This is a genomic window from Arthrobacter sp. P1_H7 (assembly GCF_056405215.1).
The window spans coordinates 347044-373718 of sequence record NZ_JBFUCO010000004.1; the positions used below are offsets into that span (position 1 = coordinate 347044).

Below are 26675 nucleotides of genomic sequence, written 5' to 3' on the forward strand. Positions count from 1 at the left end.
AGCGAACTTGTACCGACTAGTGATGGGCTCCCGGCATGATCACTCTCCGCAAGCATGTACTTCCCTCAGTCCTGGCCCTGGTCCTGCTCTCGACGTCGGCCTGTACCTCCGGGGTCGCGGCGCTATGTTGAGGAGCAGCTGCGTGCGGCCGGGCATGCGCCGGTGCGGCAAAGCTTCACGTTCAAGGAGGATGGCCGGCGCGGCAAGACGGTGGAGTCCTTCAACATCCTGGCCGACACCGGGGGCAGTGCCGAGCACACCGTGGCGGTGGGCGCGCATCTGGATTCCGTGCAGGAGGGACCGGGCATTGATGACAACGGCAGCGGGGTCGCGGCGGTCCTGGAGACCGCGCGGTGGATGAAGGAGGCCGGGATCACGCCGGCCAACCGGGTCCGGGTTCGCGTTCTGGGGCGGCGAGGAGGACGGCCTGTACGGGTCACAGCACTACGTCGACGAGCTCAGCGCGGCCGAGATCGGCCAGACCGCGGCGAACCTGAACGTGGACATGGTGGCCTCGCCCAACGGGGTGCGCTCGGTCCATGACGGGGACGGGACGGATTTCGGCCACGCCGGCCCGGCCGGGTCCAAGGCGATCGAGGACATCTTCTTCCGCTACTTCCAGGAGAACGCGCTGCCGGCCGAGACCACGCCCTTTGACGGCGGGTCCGACTACGACGCCTTCCTCTCGGCCGGCATTCCCGGCGGTGGGCTGTTCACCGGCGATGAGAAGAGGAAGACCCAGGCCCAGGCCCAGACCTATGGCGGGGAGGCCGGCAAAGACCTCGATCCCTGCTACCACGAGGCCTGCGACACCATCGCCAACACCAACCCGGAACTGCTCACCGAGATGTCCGGGGCCCTGGCCTACGGCACCGTGGCCTACGCGATGGCCAAGACCGGCTAAACACCTCTTCGCCGCAGCCTCCGGAGCGTCCCACAGGAAGGTCCCCGGCCCAACCACCTTCTGTTGAGGGGCCGGGCCGGGGACCTTGCAAGGGCCGAATTGTGCCTTAGATTCCGGCCCCGCGCCGCGCCGGGGCTCCTTGGGGCTGCCGCACGGCGGCCGGCGTGAACTGTGCGCCGGTATCCGGGAACCCGGGCACGGCAATGCGCGCATGGGTGTGGATCTCCTCGACGGAGTCGCGCGTGTGCTGCGCGATCTTCTCCATGGTGGTGACCCACATGCCGTCCATCGACTTGACCCGGTCCATCAGCTGTTCCAGTGCCACGGCCTTGGACGGCCGGCCGGAAATGAAGGGGTGGTTGGTCAGGACGAAGCAGCTCCCGGCAGCGTGGTGGGCCTCGGCCTCCAGCGTCCACATTTCCAGGACCTTGGCCGGGCTTTCGATGACGCCGCTTCCGGTGACGCCCGGATAGAAGGCATACTGCTCCCAGTCGTCCAGAGCCCAGTCGACAGGGATTTCCACGAGATCGCGGGGGTCTGCCTCGGCAACGCTGAAGCGGTACGGCGCGTCGCCGTCGAGCAGGCTTGAGTCATAGAGGAACCCGCGGTCGGCAAGGAGCGTCGCGGAATGCCAGTTGAGCTCCCACCACGGGGCACGGTAGCCGGTCGGCCGGACGCCGGCGGCCTTGGCCAGGGCATCCAGGCCCCGGTCGAGGTACCGCGCCTCCGTGGCGGCGTCGATGCCCTGCATGTGTTCGTGCAGGTATCCGTGGTGCGCAATCTCGTGGCCGCCGTCGGCTATCCGCCGGACCACGTCCGGGTAGCATTCGGCGGTGAATCCCGGGACGAAGAACGTCGCCTGGATCTGCTGGCGCTCGAGGATCTGCAGGATCCGCGGGACGGCGACCTTGGGCCCGTAGGACTGGTGCGTCATGAGTGACATGCGCCTGGTGCTCTGCGGGTCATGGGCGATGGTGCAGGATTCGGCGTCGACGTCGAAGGTGAAGGACGCTGCGGCCCGATGACCTTCGGGCCAGGTGATGGGATGGGCGGTGTCGGCGAAAGCGGGGAAGTTCACGGGGCTGGTCTCCTGCTAGAGGGCGGTGCGGGTGGTTGACGGGACCGCGAGGTCGCTGGCGTGAGGCGCATCTGCGGCCTGTTCGCTGTCGGGAACATCAAGGAACTTGCGGTGGAAACGCGGGCCGAGGACGGCGTAGGCGGCAGCGCTGGACAGTCCCCCGGCGAGCCAGGACAAATCCCACCCGCCCAGGGCGACCGCTATGGGTCCCTGCATTGCCGGCACCAGCCCGTACATGAACAGCCAGGTGGCGAAGATGCCGATGATCAACGAGGCGATGCCGGCCGGATTCACGCCCGGCAGCCGCTTGGTGCCGACGGCGTCGAACAGCCTGGCCGGGTTACCAGGCCAGCGCTTTTCGATCCAGAAGTAGTGGACCAGCATGACTCCGCCCCAGGCAGCCACCCAGGCGACCAGCCCAATCAGCCATGCGTCCAGCACGGACGCGAAGTCCTCCTGGAAGATGAAGAAAATCACGACTGCAAGGGAGAAGACGCCGACGAACAGGTTCAACTTGCGCCTGCTGATGGAGATGTCCAGCGCCTGTGTGGCTACGGAAAAGGTGTAGATGTTCAGGATGTTGGTCGCGATGGGGCCGTGCAGCACCATGAGCAGCACGGGCAGGGCCAGCGCGCCGAAGTTAAGGACGATGAGCTTGCCGGGGTCGATTTCCCCTGTGTTGGTGGCCAGGCTGGCCCCCAGAATGCCCAGCCAGACGACGGGGATGAACTGGCCCAGCACCGACGCGAGGTAGACCTTGCGCTTGGGCACCGTGGTGCTGACGAAGCGCGAGTAGTCTGCGGCGTAGGTGAACCAGGTGATGCCCCAGCCGATGCCGATCGCCGTCATGACAGCGCTCATCGCAGCGATGCGTTCCGAGCCTTCCAGGATGTGTCCTGCCGGGCCGGCGTAGGTCCAGTTGATCTTCATGCCGAACCAGGCCACTGCCGACATCACGGTCAGGATGATGATGGTCGGCGGGACGGTCCATTTTTCGAAGGCGGCGATGGCCTTGTAGCCGAACCAGGCAATGGTTACCTGGGCGGCCATGATGAAGGTGGCAATGGCGATCTTCCACGCATAGTTGTGGGCCTCCGGATCAACCCACCCCAGGGTTCCGAACAGTGCCATGACCAGGTCCAGGATGATCCAGGTGTTGACTGCACACCAGCCGATCACCAGAAGGGCCTGGATCGCCGCCGGGAGGTAGTTTCCGCGCCGGCCGAAGGCGGCGCGGGCCAGGACCATGCCGGTCGCCCCCGTCTTTTGCCCCAGCAGGACAAAGCATCCGAAGAGCAGCATCCCGATCAGGTTGCCAAGGACAAGGACGGTGACCGTGTCCGCGAACCCCAAGCCGAGCTGGATGCCGAGCGCTCCGAGCACCCAGTTGATCGGGGCGAGGTTGGCGCCAGCCCAGATCCAGAACTGGCCGGACACTTTGCGCGTCCGCTCTGATTCGGGGATGGGGTGGAGCCACGCTTCGTGGTCTTCACTGGCTTCCGGCGCGGTGCCGGCTGGGGCCGCTGGGGATTTTTGTCGCATGGGGAGCCTCCGAGGATGTGTGGGATTCCTCAAGATTATGTGTCGCAGGCCACATTCAGCCATATACAATGTGTCTAAACAAACGTAGAGCGACGTGACGGAGTGTAATGTCCATTCGTCTTGAAGACGCCCTGAACCATCCGACGCTGGCGGCCGCCGATCCCGTCATCCGGGCGGCGGCCCGGGCTGCCGCCAGGACCCAGCTGCGGTGGATCCACTCCAGCGAAATCATCGACATCGCGCCGCTGCTTGCCGGCGGGGAGCTGCTGCTGACCGGCGGAGAAGCTCTCGCCCAGGCCTCCGAGGAGCGGCAGGTCAACTACGTTCGCCAACTGGCAGAGCGGGGTGTGGCGGCCGTAGCCATCGAAACCGGGGTGGCCCTTCCGTCTCTGCCGTCCTCAATGGTGGCGGCCGCCGAAGCAGCCGGGCTGCCGCTGATCGAACTTCGCGGGGTGGTGCCGTTCGTCGGCGTCATGCAGGCCATAAACTCGATGCTGGTCAGTGACTCGGTGTCCCAATTGCGGCGGGCGGACGAGGCCAGTCACGCCATGGCAGTCGAGCTGGCGCACGGCGGAGGCCTGGACCGGATCCTCGCCGTGCTGGCCGGCATCATCAATGCCGAGGTGACCCTGACGTCCATAGCGGGCGCGACCCTGGCCAGCGCAACCCCGGGGCAGGCAGAGGCTTCCGACGCCGACGCCTCCTCCCTTGGGCCGCAGGAGCAGGCACGCCTGATCCACATCGACGTGCCGATCCGCGGCATTCTCGCTGCCCAGCTGTTGCTCCGGGTCCCGGCCGGCGAGGACGAGAACCTGGCCCGGACAGCCGGGAACCGCTCAGTGGACATTCTGGCCCTGGCATTGCTCCAGCGGATGTCTCCCGGGCTCAAGGAAGTCGCCGGGGCGGCCCTGCTCCGCGCGATAGATTCGGGCAGCCAGACCTGGCGGCTCCAGCAGCTGGCTTCCGCGGCCGGGATTCCGCCGGGCGCCGCGCTCGTGGCCATCGTGATCCGCTCCGACATGCTCCAACAGCTCCGGGCGCCGGTGGAGCGCCTTCTGACCCGGGGGGCGCAGCCGAGCGCCACCTACGTCGACAACGCCGAGCTCCTGGCGGTGGCCGTCCTGCCGGGCGATAATCCGCGCGAAAGCCGGGATACGCTCCTGGCCGGCCTGCGGGGGCTGCCCGCGCTGGCCGATACGCTCGTTGCCGTTGGCCCGCTGGCCGCCGGGATCTCCGAAGCTCCCTGGTCCCTGTCGGAAGCCAAGCTCACGCTGGAATTGGCGGACGCGCTGGGACATTCACCGGCGGGGGCAACCGGCCCGCACTGTCCCGTGATCGATTCCGAGGCATTCGCCGTCGAACGCCTTGCGGTGGGAAGCCTGGAGACCAGGCAGCGGCGCAACTTCGTGCGCCAGCAGCTGGGCGCACTCCTGGACCATGACGCCCAACGCAATTCGCGGCTGCTCGATACCCTGGCCACCTGGCTGGATTCCGGATGCAACACCGCGCAGGCGGCCAGGGAGCTGCACGTGGAACGGCAGTCGATGCATCAACGGCTGCAGCGGATCTTCGAGCTGTGCGGCGGCGACCCCCGGCGGACGGGCCGGCTTGCGGCGTTGCATTTGGCCACGCGGCTGGCCCGGCTCAGCTGAGGCGGGTGGGTGTTGCTTGCCGGCCCGGCGTTAGTCGTTGCCGCGGGACCCGCGGCCGCCCAGCCGGCTGGTGATTTTATCAGCCGCAGCCGTGCACGCTTCGCCCAGGCTCTGCAGTCCTTCGCGTGAGACGCGGAACCGGGGCGCCGAGATCAGGACGGCCGCCACGATGTTGCCGCGGTGGTCGTGGACGGGAGCGGCCACGCCCACTTCGTCGATGGAGGATTCGCCGTAGTTGATGGCCCAGCCGCGGGCCGTCACATCCTTGAGCTTGATCTGGTAGCCATCCAGGCCCGCGTCATCAAGTCCCGGGTAGCTGATCGCTCCGCTGCGCAGGAGGGTTCGGACGCGTTCGACGGGCGCTGCGGCCAGGAAGACCTGCACGGAGGCGCTCATGGCGTCGGTGTACCGGGCTCCCAGCGGGGTGGTGTGCTTGATCTGGTGGTGGCTCGCGATCTGCTCCACGCACATCGACTCGGCGCCGTTCCACACCATGAGGGCACTGGTTTCGCCGGTCTGTTCGGTGAGTTCGCGCAGGACCGGATACGCCACGCGCCGTTCTTCCAGTTCGGCGAGCAACGGTCCGGCGACGGCGATCAGCCCCAGCCCCAGCCGGAAGCGGCGGGTTTCCGGGTCGCGTTCCACCAGGTGTTCCTGTTCGAAGGTGGCCAGGATCCGGGAAACGGTGCTCTTGTGCAGGCCCACCCGGTTGGCGATCTCGGTGACCCCGAGCAACGGTTCGTCCGCCGTGAAGGTTCGCAGCACGGCGATGGCGTTGACGATGACGGAGGTGCCCTTGGTGTCGCCGTTTCCGGTGGTCCCGGGAGATTCTGCTGGGGTCATGGTGTCTACCATCATTCCGCATGAGGGCCCAAAAGCGGCGCCACGGTGGACGTGGCTGTCGTGCTCGCGGTAGCCGCCGGCGCCTGGCTGGCCGTCCAGGACGGTGATCATGGGTTCCATGGAGACCACCATGCCGGGCTCGAGCACGGTATCGATGTCCTCGCGGAGTTCCAGTCCGGCCTCGCGGCCGTAGTAGTGGCTCAGGACGCCGAACGAATGTCCGTAGCCGAACGTCCGGTTGGCAAGGAGTCCGTGGCCCACGTAGATCTCGTTCAGCTCGGCGGCAATGTCCTTGCAGACAGCTCCCGGCTTGATGAGCTCGAGTCCGCGCTTGTGGACCTCCACGTTGATGTTCCACAGCTCCAGGGAGCGGGCGTCGGGTTCGCCGTAGAACAAAGTGCGCTCCAGTGCGGTGTAGTACCCGGACGTCATGGGGAAACAGTTCAGGGACAGGATGTCGTGTTCCTGGATCTTGCGAGTGGTGGCCCAGTTGTGGGCTCCGTCGGTGTTGATGCCGGACTGGAACCATACCCAGGTGTCACGAATTTCCGAATCCGGGAATGTCCGGGCGATTTCGTGGACCATGGCCTCGGTGCCGATCAGGGCGACCTCATATTCGGTGATGCCGGCGGTGATGGCGTTGCGGATGGCTTCGCCGCCCAGGTCACCGATGCGGGCCCCGTGCTTGATCACCTCGATCTCTTCGGCCGATTTGATCATCCGCTGGCGCATCGCGGCCTGGGCCACGTCCACCAGGGTGGCCCCGGCAAAGGCTGCCTGGATCTTGTTCCGGTTGTCCAGCGGGAGCGAATCGTCTTCGACGCCGAGCCGGCGGGGGTTGATTCCGCGGGTGCGAAGCGCCTCCTGGATGGCGAAGATGTAGTTGTCCCGGCGCCAGTCCGTGTACACCACGTTGTCGCCGTAGCTGCGCCGCCACGGCATGCCGGCGTCGATGTTGGCCGTGACTGTCACGGTGTCGTCCTTGGTGACCACCATGGCGTAGGACCGGCCGAAGTAAGTGAAGAGGAAGTCCGAGTAGTACTTGATGGAGTGGTAGCTGGTCAGGACGACGGCGTCCAGGTCCTTCTCGGCCATGATGCGGCGCAGTCCGCCGAGCCGGCGCTCAAATTCGGCGTTGGAAAAGGTCAGCTTTTCCTTCTGCCCGTTGTGCAGGACTTTCAGTCGCTCCAGTTCGGCGATGGACGAAGCGTTGTTGGAGGTTGCGATGGTCATGGTGGTGGTGCCTTTCTGCAGTGCTGTTCTTTGGAGGGGAAAATTTGGGGGCCGGCCGGGACTACTCGTGGCGCAGCGGTTCTTTGCTGGTTTCCCGGGAGAGCGCCACGGCGATCAGGGAGATGGCCGCGGCGCCGGCCAGGTACCAGGCCGGCGCCAGGTCATTGGCCGTCGCGGCGATCAGGAGGGTGGCCATGAACGGTGCAGTGCCGCCGAAGAGCGCGTTGGAGAGATTGAAGCTGACGGCGAAGCCGCTGTAGCGGACGCGGGTGGGGAACATTTCCGCCAGGAAGCTCGGGAGCGTGCCGTCGTTGAGCGTCAGCATGCCGCCCAGCAGGATCTGGACCAAGACGATCACCAGGAAGTTCCCGGTGCCCAGCAGGGCGAAGGCCGGCACCGTCAGCAGGATGAAGCTCAGGGATGCAGCGATCAGCACCTTCTTGCGGCCGTAGCGGTCCGAGAGCATACCGGTCAGGAAGATGAACCCGATGTATGTCACCAGGGCGATGGTGGTGGCCAGGAAGGATTCGGCCGCACCGAGACCGAGCTCCGAGGACAGGTACGTGGGCATGTAGCTCAGGATCACGTAGAACCCGACGGCGTTGAGCAGCACGGCTCCGACGGCCTTCAGCAGCAACCGCCAGTGGTTCCGGAAGAGGCTGGATACCGGGGCCTTGATGGCCTGGTCCTCCTCTGCCAGTTCGCGGAACACCGGCGTGTCTTCGAGCTTGGTGCGGATATAGCGTCCGATCAGGCCCATCGGGGCGGCGAGCAGGAACGGCAGGCGCCATCCCCAGCTCTGCATCGCCTCTGCGCTGAGCAGGACGGTCAGCAGGCCCGCGAGCAGGGAGCCGAGCAGCAGGCCCGCGGCCGTGCTGGCCGGAACCACGGCCGCGTACAGGCCGCGCTTGTTCGCGGGGGCGTACTCCACCAGGAAGGCGGACGCGCCGGCATATTCGCCCGAGGCGGAGAAGCCCTGGACGACGCGCACCACCAGGAGAAGGATCGGTGCCCAGATGCCGATGGCGTTGTATCCCGGGATCAGGGCGATGCAGAAGGTCGCTCCGGACATGATCAGGATTGACAGGGAAAGCGCGGTACGGCGCCCCACCCGATCGCCAATGTGGCCCCAGACGACGCCGCCAAGCGGCCGCACCAGGAATGAGATCGCGAACAAGGCGAAGGTCAGCAAAAGCGCGGTCTGGGGATTGGACTCGGGGAAGAAGACCGCGGCGATTGTTGCGGCCAGGTAGCCGTAAACGGCGTAGTCGAACCATTCGACGAAGTTCCCGATGAAGCTGGCGGCGACCACCCGCCGTCGGGTTTCCCTGCTGACTGCGGGATCGTGGCCGCCAGGGGCCGCATGGCCTCTCAACGTGGTTGGTCCCGAGGAAGTACTGCCATGCCCGTTATTCGACTCCGGGCTGGTCTGCCCCGCAAGAGTGGCGGGGGAGGAAGTTTCGTTACTCATGTGTCCACCAAAGTGTTTTGGAGTTGCAATCAGTGCAACGCTGTTGCACCAGATTAGGCGTGACGCATGACACAGTCAATGCTTTTTTGTTGCCTACTTTGCCGACCGCCTGGAAGAGAGGCGCCGCTGCAGCCGCGCGGTAGATGCCCGGGGGGCGACACTATGACAGTTGCATTCAGCGTGACAGAGTTGCACATTTGCGACGTGTGCGCGTCAGCTTGGGAAAAGCTTGAGCCGGGAAGCGCGGCAGTTCCGCCCCGACCGACGCGGTGGCAAACTGGGTGGACAATCGAGTGACTGGGGGGTCCACGTCAGGAGATCGTCATGGGCATTCTGGTACGCACGGGCACTTCCGGCCGCCGGACGGCGGTCCAGCCATGATGGCCGGGTGGGCCTATCTCATGGCGGCAATCATGACCGTCGATTCGCTCCTGCTGGGACTACTCCTGATGAACGTGACGTGGCCGAAGCGCTGGAAGAAATAAAGCCGAGCCTCGACGCGCATTCTGTTCGGCGACGCGGCAAATACCCGACTCGCCCGCGTTCGGGTGTCGGTGGGTAATTTGCGCAACGCCAGGCACGAAGGGCGTCGGACTAGCCCTCGGCCTGCGCGGCCAGCCGGCGGCTAGAGGACCTTGCGGATGGTCTCCTCGAAGCTGGTGACGTGGTGCAGGGCGAGTTCACCGGCCCTGTCCGCGTCACCCTCGGCCACCGCCCTGAGCAGCTCCACATGCTCGCTAATGTGGCCGCTGACCGAGGGGACCTTGTCCAGGACCAGGCACCAGATGCGCGTGGCCAGGTTGTCGTAGCGGATCAGAGTGTCCTCCAGGTGCGGGTTGGCCGCGGCCCGGTAGATCAGGCGGTGCACCGTCAGGTCGTAGCGCATCAGCTCCCGGGACTCTGCGGGACTCGGAGCCAGTTCCGCAATGGTCTTGGCGACATCCAGCAGTTCGCGGCGCATGGCGGCGTTGGCCCGCGTTGCCGCCCGGCGCGCCGCCAGCGGTTCCAGCAGTTCCCGGATTTCCGAGACGTCGGCCAGTTCCGTGAAGTCCACCCCGGTGGCAAAGGTTCCCCGTCGCGGATAGGAAACCACCAGGTGGTCCACTTCCAGCCGCTTGATCGCCTCGCGCACGGGAGTGCGGCCGAACCCGAGCTCGGCGGCGAGCTGCCCGTCATTGATGGGTTCGCCCGGCCGGATTTCGAGCATGATCAGCTTGTCGCGCAGCTGCCGGTACGCGGCCTCCGCCTGCGAGATGGCTTCGTCCTCTGCGGGCGGCAGGACGGTGAGTGCATTCACAGCTCGGCTCCGTTTCTGGATTTCAACCGGAAGCCTGGTTCCACTCGGCTTCCGGCTATTGACTCTGGTGTAATCTCAATCATACCATTGTTCTCACACTGATATATCAGTCATAGCAATAGTGGTATTTCAAAGGAGCAACCGTGGTTGAGCAGTTGAACGAGCGACTTTCCGTAGTCGATCCCGAGGTCGAAGAGGCCGTGGCGAGGGAACTGAGGCGCCAGCAGTCCACCCTGGAAATGATTGCGTCCGAGAACTTCGCCCCCGCCGGGGTCATGGAGGCACAGGGGTCGGTGCTGACCAACAAGTACGCCGAGGGCTACCCGGGCAAGCGCTACTACGGCGGCTGCGAGCACGTTGACGTGATCGAACAGCTCGCCATCGACCGGGTCAAGGCCCTGTTCGGCGCCGAGTACGCCAACGTCCAGCCGCACTCCGGCGCGCAGGCCAACGCCGCCGCCATGTTCGCCCTCCTGGAACCGGGCGACACCATCATGGGACTCGCCCTGGCGCACGGCGGCCACCTCACCCACGGGATGAAGATCAACTTCTCCGGCAAGCTCTACAACGTGGTCCCGTACCACGTGAGCGAACACAACCACCTGGTGGACATGGCCGAAGTGGAGGCCCTGGCCCTTGAGCACCGGCCCAAGATGATCGTGGCCGGCTGGTCCGCCTACTCCCGGCAGCTGGACTTCGCCGAGTTCCGCCGCATCGCCGACCTCGTGGGCGCCTACCTCATGGTGGACATGGCCCACTTCGCCGGCCTGGTCGCCGCAGGGCTGCACCCGAACCCGGTCCCCTACGCCGACGTCGTCACCACCACCACGCACAAGACCCTCGGCGGCCCGCGCGGCGGCGTGATCCTGGCCAAGGAGGAGTACGCACGCAAGATCAACAGCGCCGTGTTCCCCGGCCAGCAGGGCGGCCCGCTGGAACACGTGATCGCGGCCAAGGCCGTGGCCTTCAAGATCGCGGCGTCCCCCGAGTTCAAGGAACGCCAGGAGCGCACGCTCGAAGGCGCCGGGATTCTCGCGTCCCGGCTCCTGAAGGACGACGTCGCGGCGGCCGGGATCTCCGTGGTCAACGGCGGCACCGACGTGCACCTGGTCCTGGTGGACCTGCGGGACTCGGAACTGGACGGGCAGCAGGCCGAAGACCGGCTCCACCGGATCGGCATCACCGTCAACCGCAACGCCGTCCCGTTCGATCCCCGCCCGCCCATGGTCTCCTCCGGGCTGCGGATCGGCACCCCCGCCCTGGCCACCCGCGGCTTCGGTGCCGCGGAGTTCACCGAGGTGGCGGACATCATCGCCGCCGCCCTCATCTCGCAGGCGCCGGGGGACGAACTCAGCGACCAAACCGCCGCTGAACTGCGCGGACGCGTCAGCGCCCTCGCGGACCGATTCCCCCTTTACCCGCATCTCGGCACCAGCACAGCGGCGACCGGGCTTGAGGCAGAACTGATTGGAGCAGCACAATGACCACCGAACACCTGCCCGAGCACCCGGACTTCCTCTGGCGCAACCCGGACCCCAAGTCCTCCTACGACGCCGTGATTGTCGGCGGCGGCGGACATGGACTGGCGACGGCGTATTACCTGGCCAAGAACCACGGGATGACCAACATCGCCATCCTGGAAAAAGGCTGGCTCGCCGGCGGCAACATGGCCCGGAACACCACCATCATTCGCTCCAACTACCTCTGGGACGAGAGTGCCGCGATCTACGAGCACGCCCTGAAGCTCTGGGAGATCCTGCCCGAAGAACTCGAATACGACTTCCTGTTCAGCCAGCGCGGGGTCATGAACCTGGCCCACACCTTGGGCGACGTCCGCGAAAGCGTCCGCCGCGTCGGAGCCAACAAACTCAACGGCGTCGACGCCGAGTGGCTGGACCCGCAGCAGGTCAAGGAACTCTGCCCCATCCTGAACATCAACGACAACATCCGCTACCCGGTCATGGGCGCCACCTACCAGCCGCGCGCCGGCATCGCCAAGCACGACCACGTCGCGTGGGCGTTCGCCCGCAAGTGCGATGAGCTGGGCGTGGACATCATCCAGAACTGCGAAGTCACCGGCTTCGTCAAGGACGGGAACAAGGTGGTGGGCGTCAAGACCAACCGCGGCACCATCAACACCGAAAAGGTGGGACTCTGCGCGGCGGGACACAGCTCGGTGCTGGCCGAAATGGCCGGGTTCCGGCTCCCCATCCAGTCCCACCCCCTCCAGGCACTGGTGTCCGAGCTCCACGAGCCCGTCCACCCCACCGTGGTCATGTCCAACCACGTCCACGTCTATGTCTCCCAGGCGCACAAGGGTGAATTGGTCATGGGCGCCGGAGTGGACTCCTACAACGGCTACGGCCAGCGCGGATCATTCCACGTCATCGAGCACCAGATGGCAGCCGCCGTCGAACTCTTCCCGATCTTTGCCCGGGCCCACGTGCTCCGGACATGGGGCGGGATTGTGGATACCACCTTGGATGCCTCCCCGATCGTGGGCACCACCCCGGTGGAGAACATGTTCGTCAACTGCGGGTGGGGAACCGGCGGATTCAAGGGCACGCCGGCCGCCGGGCTGACGTTCGCCCACACGATCGCCACCGGAACACCGCACAAACTCAACCAGCCCTTTGCACTCGAGCGCTTCGAAACCGGCGCCCTGATCGATGAACACGGCGCCGCCGCCGTGGCCCATTAGAAAGAGGTAAGGACATGCTCCTGATTCCCTGCCCCAACTGCGGTCCCCGCGACGAGACCGAATTCCACTACGGCGGCCAGGCCCACGTGGCCTACCCCGAAAACCCGGCAGAGCTCACAGACCGCGAATGGGCCGAGTACCTGTTCTACCGCGACAACACCAAGGGCGCCTTCGCCGAACGCTGGCTGCACAGCACCGGGTGCCGGCAATGGTTCAACATGCTCCGCGACACCGTCACCTACGACATCCAGGCCGTCTACCCGATGGGCCAACCGCGCCCTGACAAGGAAAATGCAGCCACGGGGACCACAGCCCCCACCCTCACCAGCCCCGTATCCCCGGAAGGAGCAGTCAAATGACCGCTCAGCCGCAGCCCGCGCGTCTTAGCACCGGCGGCCGCATCGACCGCAGCGTCACCTGGCGTTTCACCCTGGACGGCCGTGAGTACACGGGCCACCCCGGCGACACCCTCGCCTCCGCGCTGCTGGCCAACGGCCGGCTCCGCGCGGGTGACTCCCTGTATGAGGGACGGCCCCGCGGCATCATGTCCGCCGGGGTGGAGGAATCCAACGCCCTGGTCAAGGTCGCCGCCCGGTTCCCGGGCCACGTGGCCGAATCCATGCTCCCCGCCACCACGGTGTCCCTCGTGGACGGCCTCAGCGCCGAGTACCTCAGCGGACTGGGAAAACTGGACCCGGCCGAGGACCACGCCGAATACGACAAGAAATACGTCCACACCGACGTCCTCGTGGTCGGCGGCGGGCCCGCAGGCCTGGCCGCAGCGCGGCAAGCCGTCCGCGCCGGTGCCCGGGTCATCCTCATTGACGACCAGCCCGAGCTCGGCGGATCACTGCTGTCCGGATCCACCGATCCCGCCCTCGCGGAGACCATCGAAGGGCAGCCCGCCCTGGAATGGGTGGCCAATGTTGAAGCCGAACTGATCTCCGCAGCCGAGTGCACGGTACTGAACCGCACCACCGCCTTCGGCTCCTACGACTCCAACTACGTCATCGCGGCCCAGAACCGGACGGATCACCTCCTCACCCCGGCCGCACCCGGCGTGTCCCGCCAACGGATCTGGCACATCCGCGCCGCCCAGGTCATCCTGGCCCCGGGTGCCCATGAGCGCCCGCTGGTCTTCGAAAACAACGACCGCCCCGGCATCATGCTGGCCTCCGCGGTCCGAAGCTACCTCAACCGCTACGCCGTCGCCGCCGGTTCCCGCGTGGTCATCAGCACCACCAACGACAGCGCCTACGCCCTGGCCGCCGACCTCCGCGCCGCCGGCATCGCCGTCGAAGCCGTCGTGGACGCCCGCGCACAGCTGAGCGAAACCGCCGCGGCAGCCGCCGCGGCCGGCACGCGGGTGCTGATCGGCAGCGCCGTCGCCAACACGACGGCCGATGCGTCCGGCGACGGCCGGCTCATCGGCGTGACCGTCCGGAGCATCAACGACGCCGGCGAACTCACCTCGGGCATCGAACAGCTCGCCTGCGACCTGCTCGCCGTCTCCGGCGGCTGGTCACCCGTGGTGCACCTGCACTCCCAGCGCCAGGGCAGGCTCCGCTGGGACGACGACCTCGCCGCCTTCGTCCCTAACAGCATGGTTCCCAACCAGCAGGTGGCCGGCTCCGGCCGCGGCACCTTCGCCCTGGACGACTGCGTGGCCGACGGCGTCTCCGCCGGGGCCGCAGCGGTCCTGGCCGCGGGCTTCGACTCCGACGTCGAGCCTTCAACGCCCGCGCCGCCGCGCGCCGCCGCCCCGACCCGCCAGCTGTGGCTGGTTCCCGGGGAGGACGGCGGTCCGGCGGACTGGCACCACCACTTCGTCGACTCCCAGCGCGACCAGTCCGTGGCGGATGTCCTCCGCTCCACCGGGGCCGGCATGCGCTCGGTGGAACACGTCAAGCGCTACACCTCGATCAGCACCGCGAACGACCAGGGCAAGACCTCCGGGGTGAACGCGATCGGAGTGATCGCTGCCGCGCTGAAACACGGCGGCGGTGAACCTGCCGATGGCACACCCAGCATCGGCGAAATCGGGACCACCGCGTACCGTGCCCCCTTCACGCCCGTGGCGTTCGCCGCCCTGGCCGGCCGCCAGCGCGGTGAACTCTTCGACCCCGCCCGCCTCACTTCCATCCACCCCTGGCACGTCGACCAGGGCGCCCTCTTCGAAGATGTCGGCCAGTGGAAGCGGCCCTGGTACTACCCGCAGGACGGCGAGGACATGGACACCGCGGTCCTTCGCGAATGCGCCGCCGTCCGGGAATCCGTGGGCTTCATGGACGCCACCACCCTGGGCAAGATCGAGATCCGCGGCAAGGATGCCGGCGAGTTCCTGAACCGCATCTACACCAACGCGTTCAAGAAACTCGCTCCGGGTTCGGCCCGCTACGGCGTCATGTGCACCCCGGACGGGATGATCTTCGACGACGGCGTCACGCTCCGCCTGGACGAGGACCGGTACTTCATGACCACCACCACCGGCGGCGCGGCCAAGGTGCTGGACTGGCTGGAGGAATGGCTGCAGACCGAGTGGCCTGAACTGGATGTGCACTGCACCTCCGTCACGGAGCAGTGGTCCACCATCGCCGTCGTCGGACCGAAATCCCGCGCCGTGCTCGCCAAAGTGGCGCCGGAACTGGCAGTCAGCGGCGGCCTGGACGCCGAGGCTTTCCCGTTCATGACGTTCCGCGAGACCACCCTGGCCTCCGGTGTCCAGGCCCGGGTCTGCCGGATCTCGTTCTCCGGCGAACTGGCCTACGAAATCAATGTTCCGTCCTGGTACGGGCTGAGCACCTGGGAGGCGGTGGCGGCGGCAGGCGCGGAGTTCAACATCACCCCGTACGGCACCGAGACCATGCACGTGCTGCGGGCGGAGAAAGGCTATCCGATCGTCGGTCAGGACACTGACGGGACCGTAACTCCGCAGGACGCCGGCATGGAATGGGTGGTGTCCAAGGTCAAGGACTTCATCGGCAAACGTTCCTACACCCGCAAGGACGCCGGACGCACCGACCGGAAACACCTGGTCAGCGTCCTCCCCGTGGACGGCACCATCCGGCTCCCCGAAGGCACCCAGCTGGTGGAACAGGGCATCACCGTCAACCCCGCCTACGGCCCCGTGCCGATGCAGGGGTTCGTGACCTCGAGCTACCACAGCGCCGCGCTGGGCAGGTCGTTTGCGCTGGCCCTGATCAAGAACGGGCGCAACCGCATCGGCGAAACCCTGGTGGCCGCCGCCGGCGACCAGCTGGTTGACGTAATCGTCGCAGAAACAGTACTTTTTGACTCTGAAGGGGCCCGTAAAGATGGCTGACACAGCAGCACTCGAAAATTCCAAGAAGATCCAGACCCTTAGGAAGAGTCCGGCGTCGGTCCTGAGGACAGCTTTTGAAGCGGGATCCGTTGCGGGCACCGTGGAGCTGCGCGAGGTGCCGTTTCTGACCATGGCAGGGCTCCGGGTCGATCCGGCCGGCGAGGCCGGGGAGCGGCTGGGCACTGTGACCGGAGGGCTGCCCTCCGCTTCGGGGGAAGTCCGCGGCAGCGGCGACACCGCGGTGCTGTGGCTGGGCCCGGCAGAATTCCTGCTCGTGGCCCCCGCCGAATCCCACGAAAACCTGGGCGGCGAACTCCCCCGGGCGCTCATCGCAGCACTGGGCGACGGCGAGGGCCAGGTGGTGGATCTCTCCGCCAACCGCACCACGCTTGAGCTCTCCGGGCCGCGGGCCAGTGCCGTGCTGGAAAAGGGCTGCGCCCTGGACCTGCACCCCCGGGTCTTCAAGCCCGGGACGGCGCTGTCCACGGAAATCGGCGGCATCCCCGCCATTCTGTGGAAGACCGGGGACGAGACCTACCGGATCTTCCCGCGGGCATCCTTCGCGGAGTTCCTGGGCCGCTGGCTCCTCGACGCCATGCGCGAATATGCGTCCACCGAGGTTCCCTGATGGCGCTCAGCGTCCTGGACCTGTTTTCTGTTGGCATCGGGCCGTCCTCCTCCCACACGGTCGGCCCGATGCGGGCGGCCAAACGGTTCGCGGACGGGCTCAAAAGCGACGGGCAGCTGAGCTCAACGGCGAGGGTGCAGGCCGAGCTGTTTGGTTCTCTCGGCGCCACCGGCCGGGGCCACGGTTCGGACAAGGCCGTCGTCCTGGGCCTTCAGGGCCAGGATCCCGAGAGCGTGGACACAGGCACCGCTGATGACCAGGTGGCTGCCGCTGCCCTGGATGCCGAGCTGCAGCTCGCCGGCCATCACCGGGTGGATTTCAACTGGGATGAGGACGTGGTCCTGCACCGCCGCAAGTCGATGCCGGCCCATCCGAACGGCATGACCTTCCGGGCGCTTGACCACGCCGGCGACGTCCTCAGCGAGCGGAGCTTCTATTCCATTGGGGGCGGCTTCGTCGTCGATGGCAACGCACAGGGCGCTGACCACGTGGTGGCCGACGAGACAGTGCTGCCCTACCCGTTCACAACAGCCGACGAACTCCTCGAAATATGCCACCGCGAGAATATGTCCGTCTCCGACGTCATGCTGGCCAACGAACTCGTCTGGCGCAGCGAGGCCGACCTCCGGGAAAAACTCCTGGCACTGTGGGCCGTCATGCGCCAATGCGTGGACAACGGCTGCGCTGCCGAGGGCATCCTGCCCGGCGGGCTGAACGTCAAACGCCGCGCCCCGGCGTTGTTCCGGACGCTGGCAGCATCCGCGCTCAGCGCCGAGGCGGATGCCCGGAACCCTTCGCTCGTCCACGTGCCTGCCGACCCGCTGCTCGCCATGGAATGGGTGAACCTCTTCGCGCTGGCCGTCAACGAGGAAAACGCCGCGGGCGGCAGGATCGTCACCGCTCCCACCAACGGCGCCGCCGGCATTGTGCCGGCCGTGCTGCACTATTACGTCAAGTTTGTCCCGGGCGCCGACGACGACGGCGTCATCCGGTTCCTGCTGGCGGCGGCCGCCGTCGGGATCCTGTTCAAGATCAACGCCTCCATCTCCGGGGCGGAGGTCGGCTGCCAGGGCGAAGTCGGATCGGCGTGTTCCATGGCGGCGGCGGGACTCTGCGAAGTGCTGGGCGGCACCCCGGAACAGGTGGAAAACGCCGCCGAAGTCGGGATCGAGCACAACCTCGGGCTGACCTGCGACCCCGTCGGCGGGCTCGTGCAGATACCCTGCATCGAACGCAACGCGATCGCCAGTGTCAAAGCCATCAACGCCGCCCGCCTGTGCCTCCACGGCGACGGCAGCCACAAAGTCTCGCTGGACAAAGCAATCAAGACCATGCGCGAAACAGGAGCAGACATGAAAACCAAGTACAAGGAAACCTCCCGCGGGGGCCTCGCCGTGAACGTCGTGGAGTGCTGACCATGGCCGCGGACCAGACACCCGACACCGTGGAGCACGTCCTGACCCTGGACTGCCCGGAAACGCGCGGGATTGTCCACGCCGTGTCCGGCTTCCTGCTGGACCAGGGCTGCGACATCCTGGAGAGCAAACAGTTCGACTCTCAACTGGACGGCCATTTCTTCATGCGGGTCCACTTCGCGTCCGCCGGAGACCACACCACGCTGGATTTGCTCCGGGATGCGTTTGTGCCGGTCGCCGAAAAGTTCGGCATGCGCTGGGAGCTGCGGCGGCACGGGACCAAACGGCGGGTGCTGATCATGGTCTCGAAATTCGAGCACTGCCTCAACGATCTGCTGTACCGGGCACGCACCGGAGAGCTGCCCATCGAGATCGTCGGCGTCGTCTCCAACCACCCCGACCACCGACGGACCGTCGAATGGCACGGCATCCCCTTCTTCCATGTGCCGATCACCCCGGACACCAAGCCTGCGGCCGAACAGCGGCTCCTGGAACTGATCGACCGGATGGACGTGGAACTGGTGGTCCTGGCCCGTTACATGCAGGTCCTCAGCGACAACCTCACCCGCCAGCTGGATGGCCGCGCCATCAACATCCACCACTCCTTCCTGCCCAGCTTCAAGGGCGCGAAGCCGTACCACCAGGCGCATGCCCGGGGCGTGAAGACGGTCGGCGCCACCGCCCACTATGTCAACGCGGAGCTGGACGAAGGGCCCATCATCTCCCAGCAAGTGGTGGAGGTGGACCATACCTTCAGCCCGGACGATCTCGTGGCCGCCGGACGCGATACCGAATGCAGGGCACTCTCCAACGCCGTCCGCTGGCACTGCGAGGGACGCGTCATCCTGCAGGGCAACAGGACAGTGGTGCTGCGCTAGGTCTGGCACGGAGTTGGCTCCGGAACCTGCCAAGCTAGTCTTCAACTAGCCGTACCTGCCCGCCAACGCCCGGCCACACAGAAACCAGGCACCATGATCCTGCCCCTCGAGGACCGCGACGCCGCCCCCGCTCCTGCCTACCTCCTGCGGGGCGCCCTCATCACGGACGGCGCCTGCACACCGGACTGCGTGGTGGCAGTGGAAGGCGGCCGGATCGCCTACGCGGGACCCAGCGGCGGCTTTGACGCCGCTCATTTCCCGGATGCGGAGGAGCTGCCACTGCCGCCCAGCAGCTCCCTGCTTCCCGGGCTTGTCGACCTCCACTGCCATGGCGCCGCGGGCGGCGGATTCCCGGCCGGCAATGACAGGGCGTGCCGGGCGGCCGTGGACTTCCTGCACCGCAACGGGACCACCACGCTCCTGGCCAGCCTCGTCACCGCCCCGGACGATGAGCTGGTGCGGTCGCTCGGCGTACTCAAGGTCCTGGCAGCCGAGGGACTGATCGCCGGCGTCCACTCCGAGGGGCCGTTCCTCGCCGCCGCCCGCTGCGGCGCGCAGGACCCGCGCTGGCTCCGCGACCCCGATCCTGCACTGCTCCGGCGGCTGGTGGCGGCGGCCGGCGGCGCCCTGCGGACCATGACGTACGCCCCGGAACTGCCAGGCGCGAGTGAGCTCCTCCGGATTCTCACGGACCACGGCGTGACCCCCTCGCTGGGCCATACCGATGCCGCTGCCCCCGTCGCCGCCGCATCGCTGGCGGAAGCCGCGGACCTCATCGGCACGGGCGCGGCTTCCGGGGCCTTCGGCCCGCGGGCCCGGCCCACGGTGACCCACCTGTTCAACGGCATGCCTCCCCTGCATCACCGGAGTCCCGGACCGGTGGCCGCGTGCCTGCGGCKGGCGGCCGCCGGCACGGTCGTGGTCGAGCTCGTCGGCGACGGCGTCCACCTCGCCCCGGAGACGGTCCGGATGGTGTTTGACCTGGTCGGAGCCGGGGGCATCGCGCTGGTGACGGACTCCATGGCGGCGACCGGGCTGCCCGACGGGAACTACGAACTCGGCGCCGCGGATGTTGTGGTGCACGACGGCGTGGCCACCCTGCGCAGTGGCGGTGCTCTTGCCGGGGGCACGGCCACCCTGCTGGAGGTTGTCCGCACCACCATCGCGGCGGGCGTGAGTCCGGCGGACGCCGTCGCGGCGGCCACCCTGGTTCCGGCCCGGGTCCTGGGCCTGGAGACCGAGATCGGAGGCCTCCGGGCTGGTATGCGCGCCGATATCATCGCCGTTGACCCGGGCTTCGACCTCGTGACCGTCCTGCGGGGCGGACGGATCCTGCCAGACCATCGACGCGCCGCGCGCAAGCCCTGAACCCCGGGGCCGCGGCGGTTGCGGAAGTTTCGGGCCCCCCGTTTTGTTGTTCTGAGTGTGGGCAAACACAACTTCCGGAAAGGAGCCCGCCATGATCCGCATCGCTATCGTGCTCGGGAGCACCCGGCCCGGACGCCTCGGAAAGGCCGTCGCCGACTGGGTAAATGCCCGGGCATCAGAACGCGGCGATGCCACCTTTGACGTCCTCGACGTCGCCGATTTTGATCTTCCGCTGCTGGACGAGCCAATGCCGCCCTCGTTGGGCCGGTACAGCCTCGGGCACACCAAGGCCTGGTCCGAAGCTGTCGCCGGATTCGACGGCTACATCTTCGTCACGGGCGAGTACAACCACTCGATCCCCGGAGCGCTGAAAAACGCTGTGGACTACCTCTACAAGGAGTGGAACAACAAGGCCGCCGGGTTTGTCAGCTACGGAAGCAGCGGCGGCATCCGCGCCGTCGAACACTTCCGCGCAGTGGCCGCAGAGCTGCAGATGGCCGACGTCCGGGCCCAGGTGGCGCTTCCTTTGGCCACGGAGTTCGCGAATTACCGCACTTTCATCCCGACGGCGGCCGCGGAAAGAAGCCTGCAGACCCTGTTTGACCAAGTGATCGCGTGGGCCGGCGCACTGAAGATCCTCCGGCCGGACCACGCCCACGGGACAGAAGACGCCAGCGCGGCCTGACCGTTGCCCTGGCTGAGCCCGGTTTGCCGGGGCCGGTGGGCCCGTGCCGATGTCCGCCTAGGCCGGAGTTCCCGTCCTGCGCCGCCGTCGACGGACGGGAGGCGTGTCTCCGCCGCGTGGCACCGCGGCATAGGGACTGGGCTGGGGCACGTTCTGGGCCGGAACGGAATCGGGCACCAGGACGTGGACCGTGCCGCCGGACGATTCCCGCGCGGCTCCGCCCGCAACGCTGCGAAGGTAGTCAAGGGCCCCCTCTTCGCTAAACCCGTACTCCCGCACCAGCGTCCGCAGCGCCAGTCCGGCCAGTGCCCGGGAGAGTTGCGCCGAGGAGAGATCTGCGCCGCCCCCGGACCGCAGCGCCAGCTCCTGGACCAAACGCAGTGCGCGGGAGATGTAGCGGGCCAGTCGAGCCGCTGCGATGATGTCTGCGCTGGTGAAGACGTGCGGCCACGGGGCGTACAGGTTCACTGCGGCATGGAAGACCGCTTGCGGGACCAGTGGAACGGACACGAGGGACCGGACCCCGAAGGCTGCGGCGGCGCTGGCGTACCCGGGCCAGCGCCCTCGTCGGCGGCCCGCGCCGGTGCGCTGCCCGCGGTCAGCGTGAGGGCCTCCGCGGACCAGACCAGTGTGACTGCCCAGCTGATCCCACGGCCGGGACCACCGATGTCGTCGACAAACTCACTCACGGCTTCGCTAAGGAAGGCACCGACATCCGGGTCGTTGAAGTGCAGCTCCCAGAAGGAGGCATAACGATCCTGCCGGCCGTCTCTTGCAGTTCCTTGGGTCATGTTCCACGCTCGAAATCAAAGCACGCAGCTCACTGCTGAACCGATGAAAACAGCATACGTCCGGGCGGACACCGCCGCGCCTCCCATTTGTCAGAGCCAAAGGCCCCGTCTTTGTCAAAGCCAAAGGCCCTGTCGCATTGGTATGGTTCCGGGCTGTCCCGGCGACCTGTTTCGCTGAGCTGTTCCGCTGAGCTATTCCCGAGAGCTGTTCCGGCAAGCTATTGCCGGAACAGCGGCGAACCGCATCAGCGCCGCGGCGGCCCAGGGAAGTTTGTGACATCCGCCCTGGACCGCCCGCCCCGGCTTCAACACCAGTCGCGGAGGACCCGTCCCGCCGTGGCACAACCATTAATACCCGCGTTCCGCCGGTCCCAAAAGGGCCTTTGGGCCCGTGCCGGCCGTGCACTCCCACCCATTTCACCCCCGGCGGATGAGGTCCGCACCGGCGTCCGGGCAGACGATGGATATGCCCTTCGGTGCCCAATGCCCGGGGGCGAGCCCAGCTGGGAGAGGAGCCTCCAAATGTCGAAACCGCACGCAATCGTCGTGGGATCCATCGCGCTTGCGACCGCCGTCGTACTGCTCACCGGATGCGGCCAAACCAGTCCGCCGGCTGCCACCCAGAGCCCCACCGCGGCCATCTCGAGCCCGCCCGCGAGCGTGTCGGAAGTCTGCCCTGCTGCCGATGCCCATGCCGCGGCCCTGGCGAATTTCAAGGCCACGCTGAAGCCGGACGCCACCATCGAGCAGGTCCACTCCGCCCAAGACCAGGTCACGGCGACCTATGAGGATCTGGCCAAGGCAAGCGAGAACCTCGCCCAACAACGGGCGGATGCGGTTAAGGCAGCCGAAGCCAAGTTCAATGCCGCCGTCGCCGCGGTGCCGAACGACGCCACGTTGGCTCAGGCCGCTGATTCCCTCCGGGACGAAGCCTCCAACGTCGAGGCAGCGATCCGCGACCTCAGGACCGAGGTCAAGTACTAGCGGTCTGACATGTCTTGTCCCAATCGGGGCCCGTTGAGCCCTCAGATGCAGGAATGGTCGTAGTCGAATCCTCCCGACACGTACTGGGCTCCCGCCGACGGGCCTGTCTGCGATTCACTAACCCTGTTCGACAGCCACAACGCGGGCCCCTGATGTGGTGACCCGGCATGGGAGGATCGGTGTATGGAAAACACCACCCCGGAGGTCCTGCGCTACGCGGCCTTTTCCACGACGCCCACCGGCGGCAATCCTGCCGGCCTGGTGCTGGATGCCCGCCACCTGGACGACGCCGGGATGCTGGCGGTGGCGGCCGCCGTCGGGTACGCGGAAACGGCCTTCGTGACGGAGCCCGGCGTCGGCGGGGACCCGCGCCGGAGCCGGGTTCGGTACTTCTCGCCAATCGCCGAGGTGCCATTCTGCGGCCATGCGACGATTGCGCTGGCCGTTGCGCTAAGCGCACGCGACGGGGTAGGCGCCTTCACCTTCGAGACCCCTGTCGGCCCCGTCCGCATCGAAACAGCGGGCGACGGCGCCGACATCACCGCATCATTCACGGGCGTTGAACCACAGCTGGCCGCCTTCGACGACGACGTCCTGGCCGACCTCCTTGGCCTGCTCGGCATCGGCCGGGACGATCTCGATCCGGGCTATCCGCCGCGGATCGCGTATTCGGGGAACTGGCATCCGGTGCTGGTCGTCGCGGACCGCAAACTTTTCGACTCCTTTTCCTTCGATCCGGAGGCCGTGCGCCGGCTCATGGACAAACAGGGCTGGGCCGCGACGGTGGCCGTCCTGCACCCGATCGCAGATGGCGAATTCGAGGCCCGGAACCTGTTCCCTGTCGGTGCCATCACGGAGGACCCCGCCACCGGGGCCGCCGCGGCGGCGGTCGGCGCCTACCTGCGCATCCTGGGCCTGGTCGTTCCCCCGTCCAGGGTCCTCATCCACCAGGGAAGGCACGTCGGCCGGCCGGGCCTGCTCACTGTGGACATTCCCGCTGCCGGCGGAATAGTGGTCAGCGGCAGGGCCGTCCGGATCCCCAGCCCCGCGGGCAACAGCTGATTACTGGGTGGCGGCCAACCGCCGGTAGCCGGAGGACTTGGGCGTCAGCGTGCCCCCTGCGGTGACGGACACGCTGAAGGGACTGCGCCCGGTGCAATGCCGGACGCAGTCCCTTCAGTTCCAACTCCTTGGGAGCAGGCCAGACGGTGGGCCGGGTTACTTCCTTTCGGGGAGGAACATTGCCTTTTCCAGCGGTGTCACGGTGAGTGATTTGAGCTGGGCGGTCCCGCCTTCTGCGAAGAGGGCCATCTTGTCTGCTCCGGCGTTGGGGAATACCTGGTCGGTGATGGTCCGCAGACCGTCCTGGGCAAACACCTCGACTGAAGAGCGGTCGAGGTAGATCCGCAGGGTGATGTTGCCCTTCCTGTCCAGGGTGACGGGGGCGTCCTCGATGGAAGCGAAGGCCGGGTGGAACGCGCTGTTGCCGGAGTTGGTGCGGTCAACGAAGAGCTTCCCGGTCGTGGCGTCGTAGCCGATGACGGTGGATGATGTCCCGTCGCCCAGCACGGTGATGCCGGATTTCTTGGCCGTGCCCGGAGCGAACGTGATGTCGACTCGTTGGACCTGGCCGGAGGCGGCCGCCGGCAACGGGACTGCCCCCTCCGCGATCCGGATGCCGTTCGTGGTCGAGTAGCGCGGCTTTTGGGCCAGCTTGTCGACCTGCTTCACGGCGCTTTGGGTGAGTCGGGGACCTGCCGGGGTCTGGATCAGTTTCACTTCACGCGGCAGTGACATGGCGCTGCGCCACGGGTTGGTGGGGATGGCGTTGGCGTAGTCCCAGTTGTTCATCCAGCCCAGCATGACCCGCTTGCCTTCGGGCATGTTGGCGAACGACACGGCGGCGTAGTAGTCGCGGCCGTAGTCCAGCCAGTCATAGGACTGCAGCCGGGTTGTGGCCGCTGTGGAGCTCGCTATGAACTCGTCAGCGAGGATATGCCCCCAGCCGAATCGGTTGTTGTCGACGACTTTGATTTGCGCCTGTTGGCCAACGAATTCTTTGACGTTCCAGGATGCCCAGTCGAGCGTTTCGCTGTCGTTTCCGGTGGCCGTACGGACCACCTGTCCGTTGACTACCAGGTTTACGGATTCTTCGTCGGACCTGGGAACAGCGGCGCTGTCGGTGAGCATGACATGGTCAAGGGTCAGGTGTCCCCACCCGCCGGTAGCCTGGTCGACCACCCGCAACTGGGCATTCTGTCCCGCGAATTCGGAGACGTCCCAGCCCTTCCAGTTCAGGATTCCGGAATTGTCTCCCGCGAGGGAGCGGACCACGCTGCCGTTGATGAGCAACTGGGCCGCCAGGATCTGTCCGGAGTCCGCGGAGCGGTTGCCGCCGCCGACCAGCATGCTCATGAAATTCTTGGTGATGGGGAATTCCGGTGATGTCAGGGTGCCCTGCCGGTCATCGCCCGGCGCGCTGCCGGTCTCGAAGGTGTTGACCCGTTTGGCCCCGATATAGAAGTCCCCGCCGCTGCTGGCGGGCTGGAAGTTGGGGGTGAGGTCACCGGTTCCGGTCCAGCCGGCGTCGGCCAGTGTTGTCCCCCCAGGACCCTCGAAGCCGTCGAACTTGAGCTCCCCCGCGGGTGGTGCGTTATCCAGCTTGTCGGAGACGCTGGGGTGCTTGCCGCCGCCCACGAGAAAGTTCAAATAGTCATCGGACACCGTAAAGGTTGGTGACTGCGTGGACCCGAGCGGCCAGTCGCCGTCGTTGAAGGAATTGATCAGACCGCTGCCGCCAATGCCGGTCACGGGACTCTGGCCGGGAAGGGTGCCTGAGGCGGGCGTGTCACCGAAGGGACCGTTCTTCCAGTTGCCGGGCTCGTTGTTGACGGTCCAGCCGTTGTAGTTTCCGTCGTTGAACCCGGCCAGGACCGTGCCGGGAGGAAGCGCCGCGGCCGGTTTGGTGGACTCGGACGTGAAGGTTGTGCCATCGAAGTTTCCGACGAAGTACTGGCCGGCGGATCCGCCGGCCACGCCGCCGGGATTGATGTTCACAACCATGACCCACTTGACGTTGCTGGGGTCACCGTCCACGGCGAGCGGGAACAGGTCCGGGCATTCCCACTGTCCCCCGGTGGCATTGGCTGGCCCGAATTCGCTCAACGCCGACCAATCCTTGAGGTTGGCGGACTTGTAGAGGACCACCTTGTGCTCCTGCGCTTCGACCGCGGTCATCACCCAGTAGCCGCCGCCGGCCGGGTTGTCGTACCAAACCACCTTCGGGTCGCGGAAGTTGGCAGAGTTCCGGTTGAGCACGGGATTGCCGGAGTACTTGGTCCACGTCTGGCCGTCGTCCAGGCTGTAGGCCAGGGACTGCGCCTGCAGGCCGCGGTGCGCAGAGGCGTCCTTGTACGCGCTGGTGTAGATGGCCACGAGGGGCGGGTTCTCCGCAGTGCCCAACCCCGAGGAATTGTCCTTGTCCACCACCACGCTTCCGGAGAAGACATCTTCCTGGTCATCGGTGGAGATGGCCAGCGGTTGCTCCTTCCAATGAGTCAGGTCCGTGGACGTGGCGTGGCCCCAGGACATGTTCCCCCAGGTGTTTCCGGAGGGGTTGTGCTGGTAGTAGAGGTGGTAGACGCCCTTGTGGAAGACCATTCCGTTGGGATCGTTCATCCAGTTCTTTGCGGGCGTGTAGTGGAAGGCCGGCCGGTAGGGTTCGTCTCCGAGGCCTGTAGCGGCCGACGCCGGCAGGGAACCTGCCAGTGCCGCGGCCAGCGTCAGTCCCGCGAGTGTCAGTGCAGAAACTGCATGCGTTCTGCTGGTGGTCGTTCTCTTCATCTGCTAGTTTCGCCCTTCATCGCGCGTGTCTACGGTAGAC

General features: G+C 66.7%; 22 protein-coding genes and 1 pseudogene. 14 read left to right on the forward strand and 9 right to left on the reverse strand.

From position 1 onward, the window contains the following. Positions 1–54 precede the first annotated feature (54 nt). Together AC1DXI_RS05345 and AC1DXI_RS05350 are read left to right on the forward strand one after the other, a co-directional pair. Positions 55–543: a M28 family peptidase gene (locus AC1DXI_RS05345; RefSeq protein WP_476937746.1), complete on the forward strand. Its 489-nt coding sequence runs from the start codon at positions 55–57 to the stop codon at positions 541–543. Continuing rightward, entirely contained in the window at positions 428–904 is a 477-nt protein-coding gene (locus tag AC1DXI_RS05350; protein ID WP_476937908.1) for a M28 family peptidase, read from the forward strand. The genes AC1DXI_RS05345 and AC1DXI_RS05350 overlap by 116 nt, the downstream gene beginning before the upstream one ends. A gap of 106 nt (positions 905–1010) precedes the next feature. Here the strand turns inward: AC1DXI_RS05350 and AC1DXI_RS05355 are convergent, their stop codons facing one another. Beyond that, the gene (locus tag AC1DXI_RS05355) at positions 1011–1982 is read right to left on the reverse strand and encodes a polysaccharide deacetylase family protein (protein WP_476937747.1); all 972 of its coding nucleotides are present in this window, start codon (positions 1980–1982) and stop codon (positions 1011–1013) included. 15 nt (positions 1983–1997) lie between these two features. Continuing rightward, on the reverse strand, positions 1998–3524 hold the full coding sequence (locus tag AC1DXI_RS05360; protein ID WP_476937748.1) for a purine-cytosine permease family protein: 1527 nt from the start codon (positions 3522–3524) through the stop codon (positions 1998–2000). 107 nt (positions 3525–3631) lie between these two features. Between AC1DXI_RS05360 and AC1DXI_RS05365 the strand changes: the two genes are divergently transcribed. Then, positions 3632–5176, forward strand: a complete 1545-nt coding sequence (locus AC1DXI_RS05365) for a PucR family transcriptional regulator (RefSeq protein ID WP_476937749.1) — start codon at positions 3632–3634, stop codon at positions 5174–5176. 30 nt (positions 5177–5206) lie between these two features. On the opposite strand, the gene AC1DXI_RS05370 is transcribed toward AC1DXI_RS05365, so the two are convergent. From AC1DXI_RS05370 to AC1DXI_RS05385, 4 genes and pseudogenes are all read right to left on the reverse strand, one after another. Further along, positions 5207–6031, reverse strand: coding sequence for an IclR family transcriptional regulator (locus AC1DXI_RS05370; RefSeq protein ID WP_476937909.1), 825 nt, complete (start codon positions 6029–6031; stop codon positions 5207–5209). Between the two features lie 45 nt (positions 6032–6076). Further along, positions 6077–7252 (reverse strand): annotated as a pseudogene (locus AC1DXI_RS05375) (aminopeptidase P family protein); the annotation flags it as partial. 61 nt (positions 7253–7313) lie between these two features. Next, entirely contained in the window at positions 7314–8723 is a 1410-nt protein-coding gene (locus AC1DXI_RS05380; protein WP_476937750.1) for an MFS transporter, read from the reverse strand. 625 nt (positions 8724–9348) lie between these two features. Continuing rightward, positions 9349–10020, reverse strand: a complete 672-nt coding sequence (locus tag AC1DXI_RS05385; protein WP_476937751.1) for a GntR family transcriptional regulator — start codon at positions 10018–10020, stop codon at positions 9349–9351. A 143-nt stretch (positions 10021–10163) separates the two neighbouring features. Between AC1DXI_RS05385 and glyA the strand changes: the two genes are divergently transcribed. The 9 genes from glyA (at position 10164) to AC1DXI_RS05430 (ending at position 21017) form a co-directional block, all read left to right on the forward strand. After that, positions 10164–11504, forward strand: coding sequence for a serine hydroxymethyltransferase (glyA, locus tag AC1DXI_RS05390; RefSeq protein WP_476937752.1), 1341 nt, complete (start codon positions 10164–10166; stop codon positions 11502–11504). Continuing rightward, positions 11501–12721, forward strand: coding sequence for a sarcosine oxidase subunit beta family protein (locus tag AC1DXI_RS05395; protein WP_277525147.1), 1221 nt, complete (start codon positions 11501–11503; stop codon positions 12719–12721). Before glyA ends, AC1DXI_RS05395 begins: the two co-directional genes overlap by 4 nt. A 14-nt stretch (positions 12722–12735) precedes the next feature. Then, on the forward strand, positions 12736–13080 hold the full coding sequence (locus AC1DXI_RS05400) for a sarcosine oxidase subunit delta (RefSeq protein WP_476937753.1): 345 nt from the start codon (positions 12736–12738) through the stop codon (positions 13078–13080). Then, positions 13077–16043, forward strand: a complete 2967-nt coding sequence (locus tag AC1DXI_RS05405) for a 2Fe-2S iron-sulfur cluster-binding protein (protein WP_476937754.1) — start codon at positions 13077–13079, stop codon at positions 16041–16043. Before AC1DXI_RS05400 ends, AC1DXI_RS05405 begins: the two co-directional genes overlap by 4 nt. Further along, complete coding sequence (locus AC1DXI_RS05410; protein WP_476937755.1) at positions 16036–16671, forward strand: sarcosine oxidase subunit gamma; 636 nt, start codon at positions 16036–16038, stop codon at positions 16669–16671. Before AC1DXI_RS05405 ends, AC1DXI_RS05410 begins: the two co-directional genes overlap by 8 nt. Continuing rightward, positions 16671–18086, forward strand: coding sequence for an L-serine ammonia-lyase (locus AC1DXI_RS05415; protein ID WP_476937756.1), 1416 nt, complete (start codon positions 16671–16673; stop codon positions 18084–18086). The genes AC1DXI_RS05410 and AC1DXI_RS05415 overlap by 1 nt, the downstream gene beginning before the upstream one ends. Before the next feature lie 2 nt (positions 18087–18088). Beyond that, on the forward strand, positions 18089–18964 hold the full coding sequence (gene purU, locus AC1DXI_RS05420; RefSeq protein WP_476937757.1) for a formyltetrahydrofolate deformylase: 876 nt from the start codon (positions 18089–18091) through the stop codon (positions 18962–18964). Between the two features lie 93 nt (positions 18965–19057). Continuing rightward, positions 19058–20332 carry an N-acetylglucosamine-6-phosphate deacetylase gene (locus AC1DXI_RS05425; RefSeq protein ID WP_476937758.1) on the forward strand — a complete coding sequence of 425 codons (1275 nt, stop codon included), beginning with the start codon at positions 19058–19060 and terminating at the stop codon, positions 20330–20332. Between the two features lie 91 nt (positions 20333–20423). Beyond that, on the forward strand, positions 20424–21017 hold the full coding sequence (locus tag AC1DXI_RS05430) for an NADPH-dependent FMN reductase (RefSeq protein ID WP_476937759.1): 594 nt from the start codon (positions 20424–20426) through the stop codon (positions 21015–21017). Positions 21018–21074: 57 nt separating this feature from the next. Here AC1DXI_RS05430 and AC1DXI_RS05435 read toward each other — a convergent pair whose 3' ends face one another. Both AC1DXI_RS05435 and AC1DXI_RS05440 read right to left on the reverse strand, forming a co-directional pair. Beyond that, positions 21075–21485, reverse strand: coding sequence for a hypothetical protein (locus AC1DXI_RS05435; RefSeq protein WP_476937760.1), 411 nt, complete (start codon positions 21483–21485; stop codon positions 21075–21077). Continuing rightward, positions 21482–21808, reverse strand: a complete 327-nt coding sequence (locus AC1DXI_RS05440) for a hypothetical protein (RefSeq protein ID WP_476937761.1) — start codon at positions 21806–21808, stop codon at positions 21482–21484. Before AC1DXI_RS05440 ends, AC1DXI_RS05435 begins: the two co-directional genes overlap by 4 nt. 522 nt (positions 21809–22330) lie before the next feature. Between AC1DXI_RS05440 and AC1DXI_RS05445 the strand changes: the two genes are divergently transcribed. Together AC1DXI_RS05445 and AC1DXI_RS05450 are read left to right on the forward strand one after the other, a co-directional pair. Further along, entirely contained in the window at positions 22331–22792 is a 462-nt protein-coding gene (locus tag AC1DXI_RS05445) for a hypothetical protein (RefSeq protein WP_476937762.1), read from the forward strand. Positions 22793–22975: 183 nt separating this feature from the next. Next, positions 22976–23854, forward strand: a complete 879-nt coding sequence (locus AC1DXI_RS05450; RefSeq protein WP_476937763.1) for a PhzF family phenazine biosynthesis protein — start codon at positions 22976–22978, stop codon at positions 23852–23854. A 156-nt stretch (positions 23855–24010) separates the two neighbouring features. On the opposite strand, the gene AC1DXI_RS05455 is transcribed toward AC1DXI_RS05450, so the two are convergent. After that, positions 24011–26635 (reverse strand): GH32 C-terminal domain-containing protein, encoded by a 2625-nt coding sequence (locus tag AC1DXI_RS05455; protein WP_476937764.1) that lies wholly within the window; start codon positions 26633–26635, stop codon positions 24011–24013. Between the last annotated feature and the right edge of the window lie 40 nt (positions 26636–26675).

Bases quoted from the DNA above. Each gene is read 5' to 3' on its own strand.
- AC1DXI_RS05345 (WP_476937746.1), top strand. From the start codon at position 55: ATGTACTTCCCTCAGTCCTGGCCCTGGTCCTGCTCTCGACGTCGGCCT.
- AC1DXI_RS05360 (WP_476937748.1), bottom strand. From the start codon at position 3,524: ATGCGACAAAAATCCCCAGCGGCCCCAGCCGGCACCGCGCCGGAAGCC.
- AC1DXI_RS05365 (WP_476937749.1), top strand. From the start codon at position 3,632: ATGTCCATTCGTCTTGAAGACGCCCTGAACCATCCGACGCTGGCGGCC.
- AC1DXI_RS05370 (WP_476937909.1), bottom strand. From the start codon at position 6,031: ATGGTAGACACCATGACCCCAGCAGAATCTCCCGGGACCACCGGAAAC.
- AC1DXI_RS05380 (WP_476937750.1), bottom strand. From the start codon at position 8,723: ATGAGTAACGAAACTTCCTCCCCCGCCACTCTTGCGGGGCAGACCAGC.
- AC1DXI_RS05395 (WP_277525147.1), top strand. From the start codon at position 11,501: ATGACCACCGAACACCTGCCCGAGCACCCGGACTTCCTCTGGCGCAAC.
- AC1DXI_RS05400 (WP_476937753.1), top strand. From the start codon at position 12,736: ATGCTCCTGATTCCCTGCCCCAACTGCGGTCCCCGCGACGAGACCGAA.
- AC1DXI_RS05405 (WP_476937754.1), top strand. From the start codon at position 13,077: ATGACCGCTCAGCCGCAGCCCGCGCGTCTTAGCACCGGCGGCCGCATC.
- AC1DXI_RS05410 (WP_476937755.1), top strand. From the start codon at position 16,036: ATGGCTGACACAGCAGCACTCGAAAATTCCAAGAAGATCCAGACCCTT.
- AC1DXI_RS05415 (WP_476937756.1), top strand. From the start codon at position 16,671: ATGGCGCTCAGCGTCCTGGACCTGTTTTCTGTTGGCATCGGGCCGTCC.
- purU (WP_476937757.1), top strand. From the start codon at position 18,089: ATGGCCGCGGACCAGACACCCGACACCGTGGAGCACGTCCTGACCCTG.
- AC1DXI_RS05430 (WP_476937759.1), top strand. From the start codon at position 20,424: ATGATCCGCATCGCTATCGTGCTCGGGAGCACCCGGCCCGGACGCCTC.
- AC1DXI_RS05440 (WP_476937761.1), bottom strand. From the start codon at position 21,808: ATGACCCAAGGAACTGCAAGAGACGGCCGGCAGGATCGTTATGCCTCC.
- AC1DXI_RS05445 (WP_476937762.1), top strand. From the start codon at position 22,331: ATGTCGAAACCGCACGCAATCGTCGTGGGATCCATCGCGCTTGCGACC.
- AC1DXI_RS05450 (WP_476937763.1), top strand. From the start codon at position 22,976: ATGGAAAACACCACCCCGGAGGTCCTGCGCTACGCGGCCTTTTCCACG.
- AC1DXI_RS05455 (WP_476937764.1), bottom strand. From the start codon at position 26,635: ATGAAGAGAACGACCACCAGCAGAACGCATGCAGTTTCTGCACTGACA.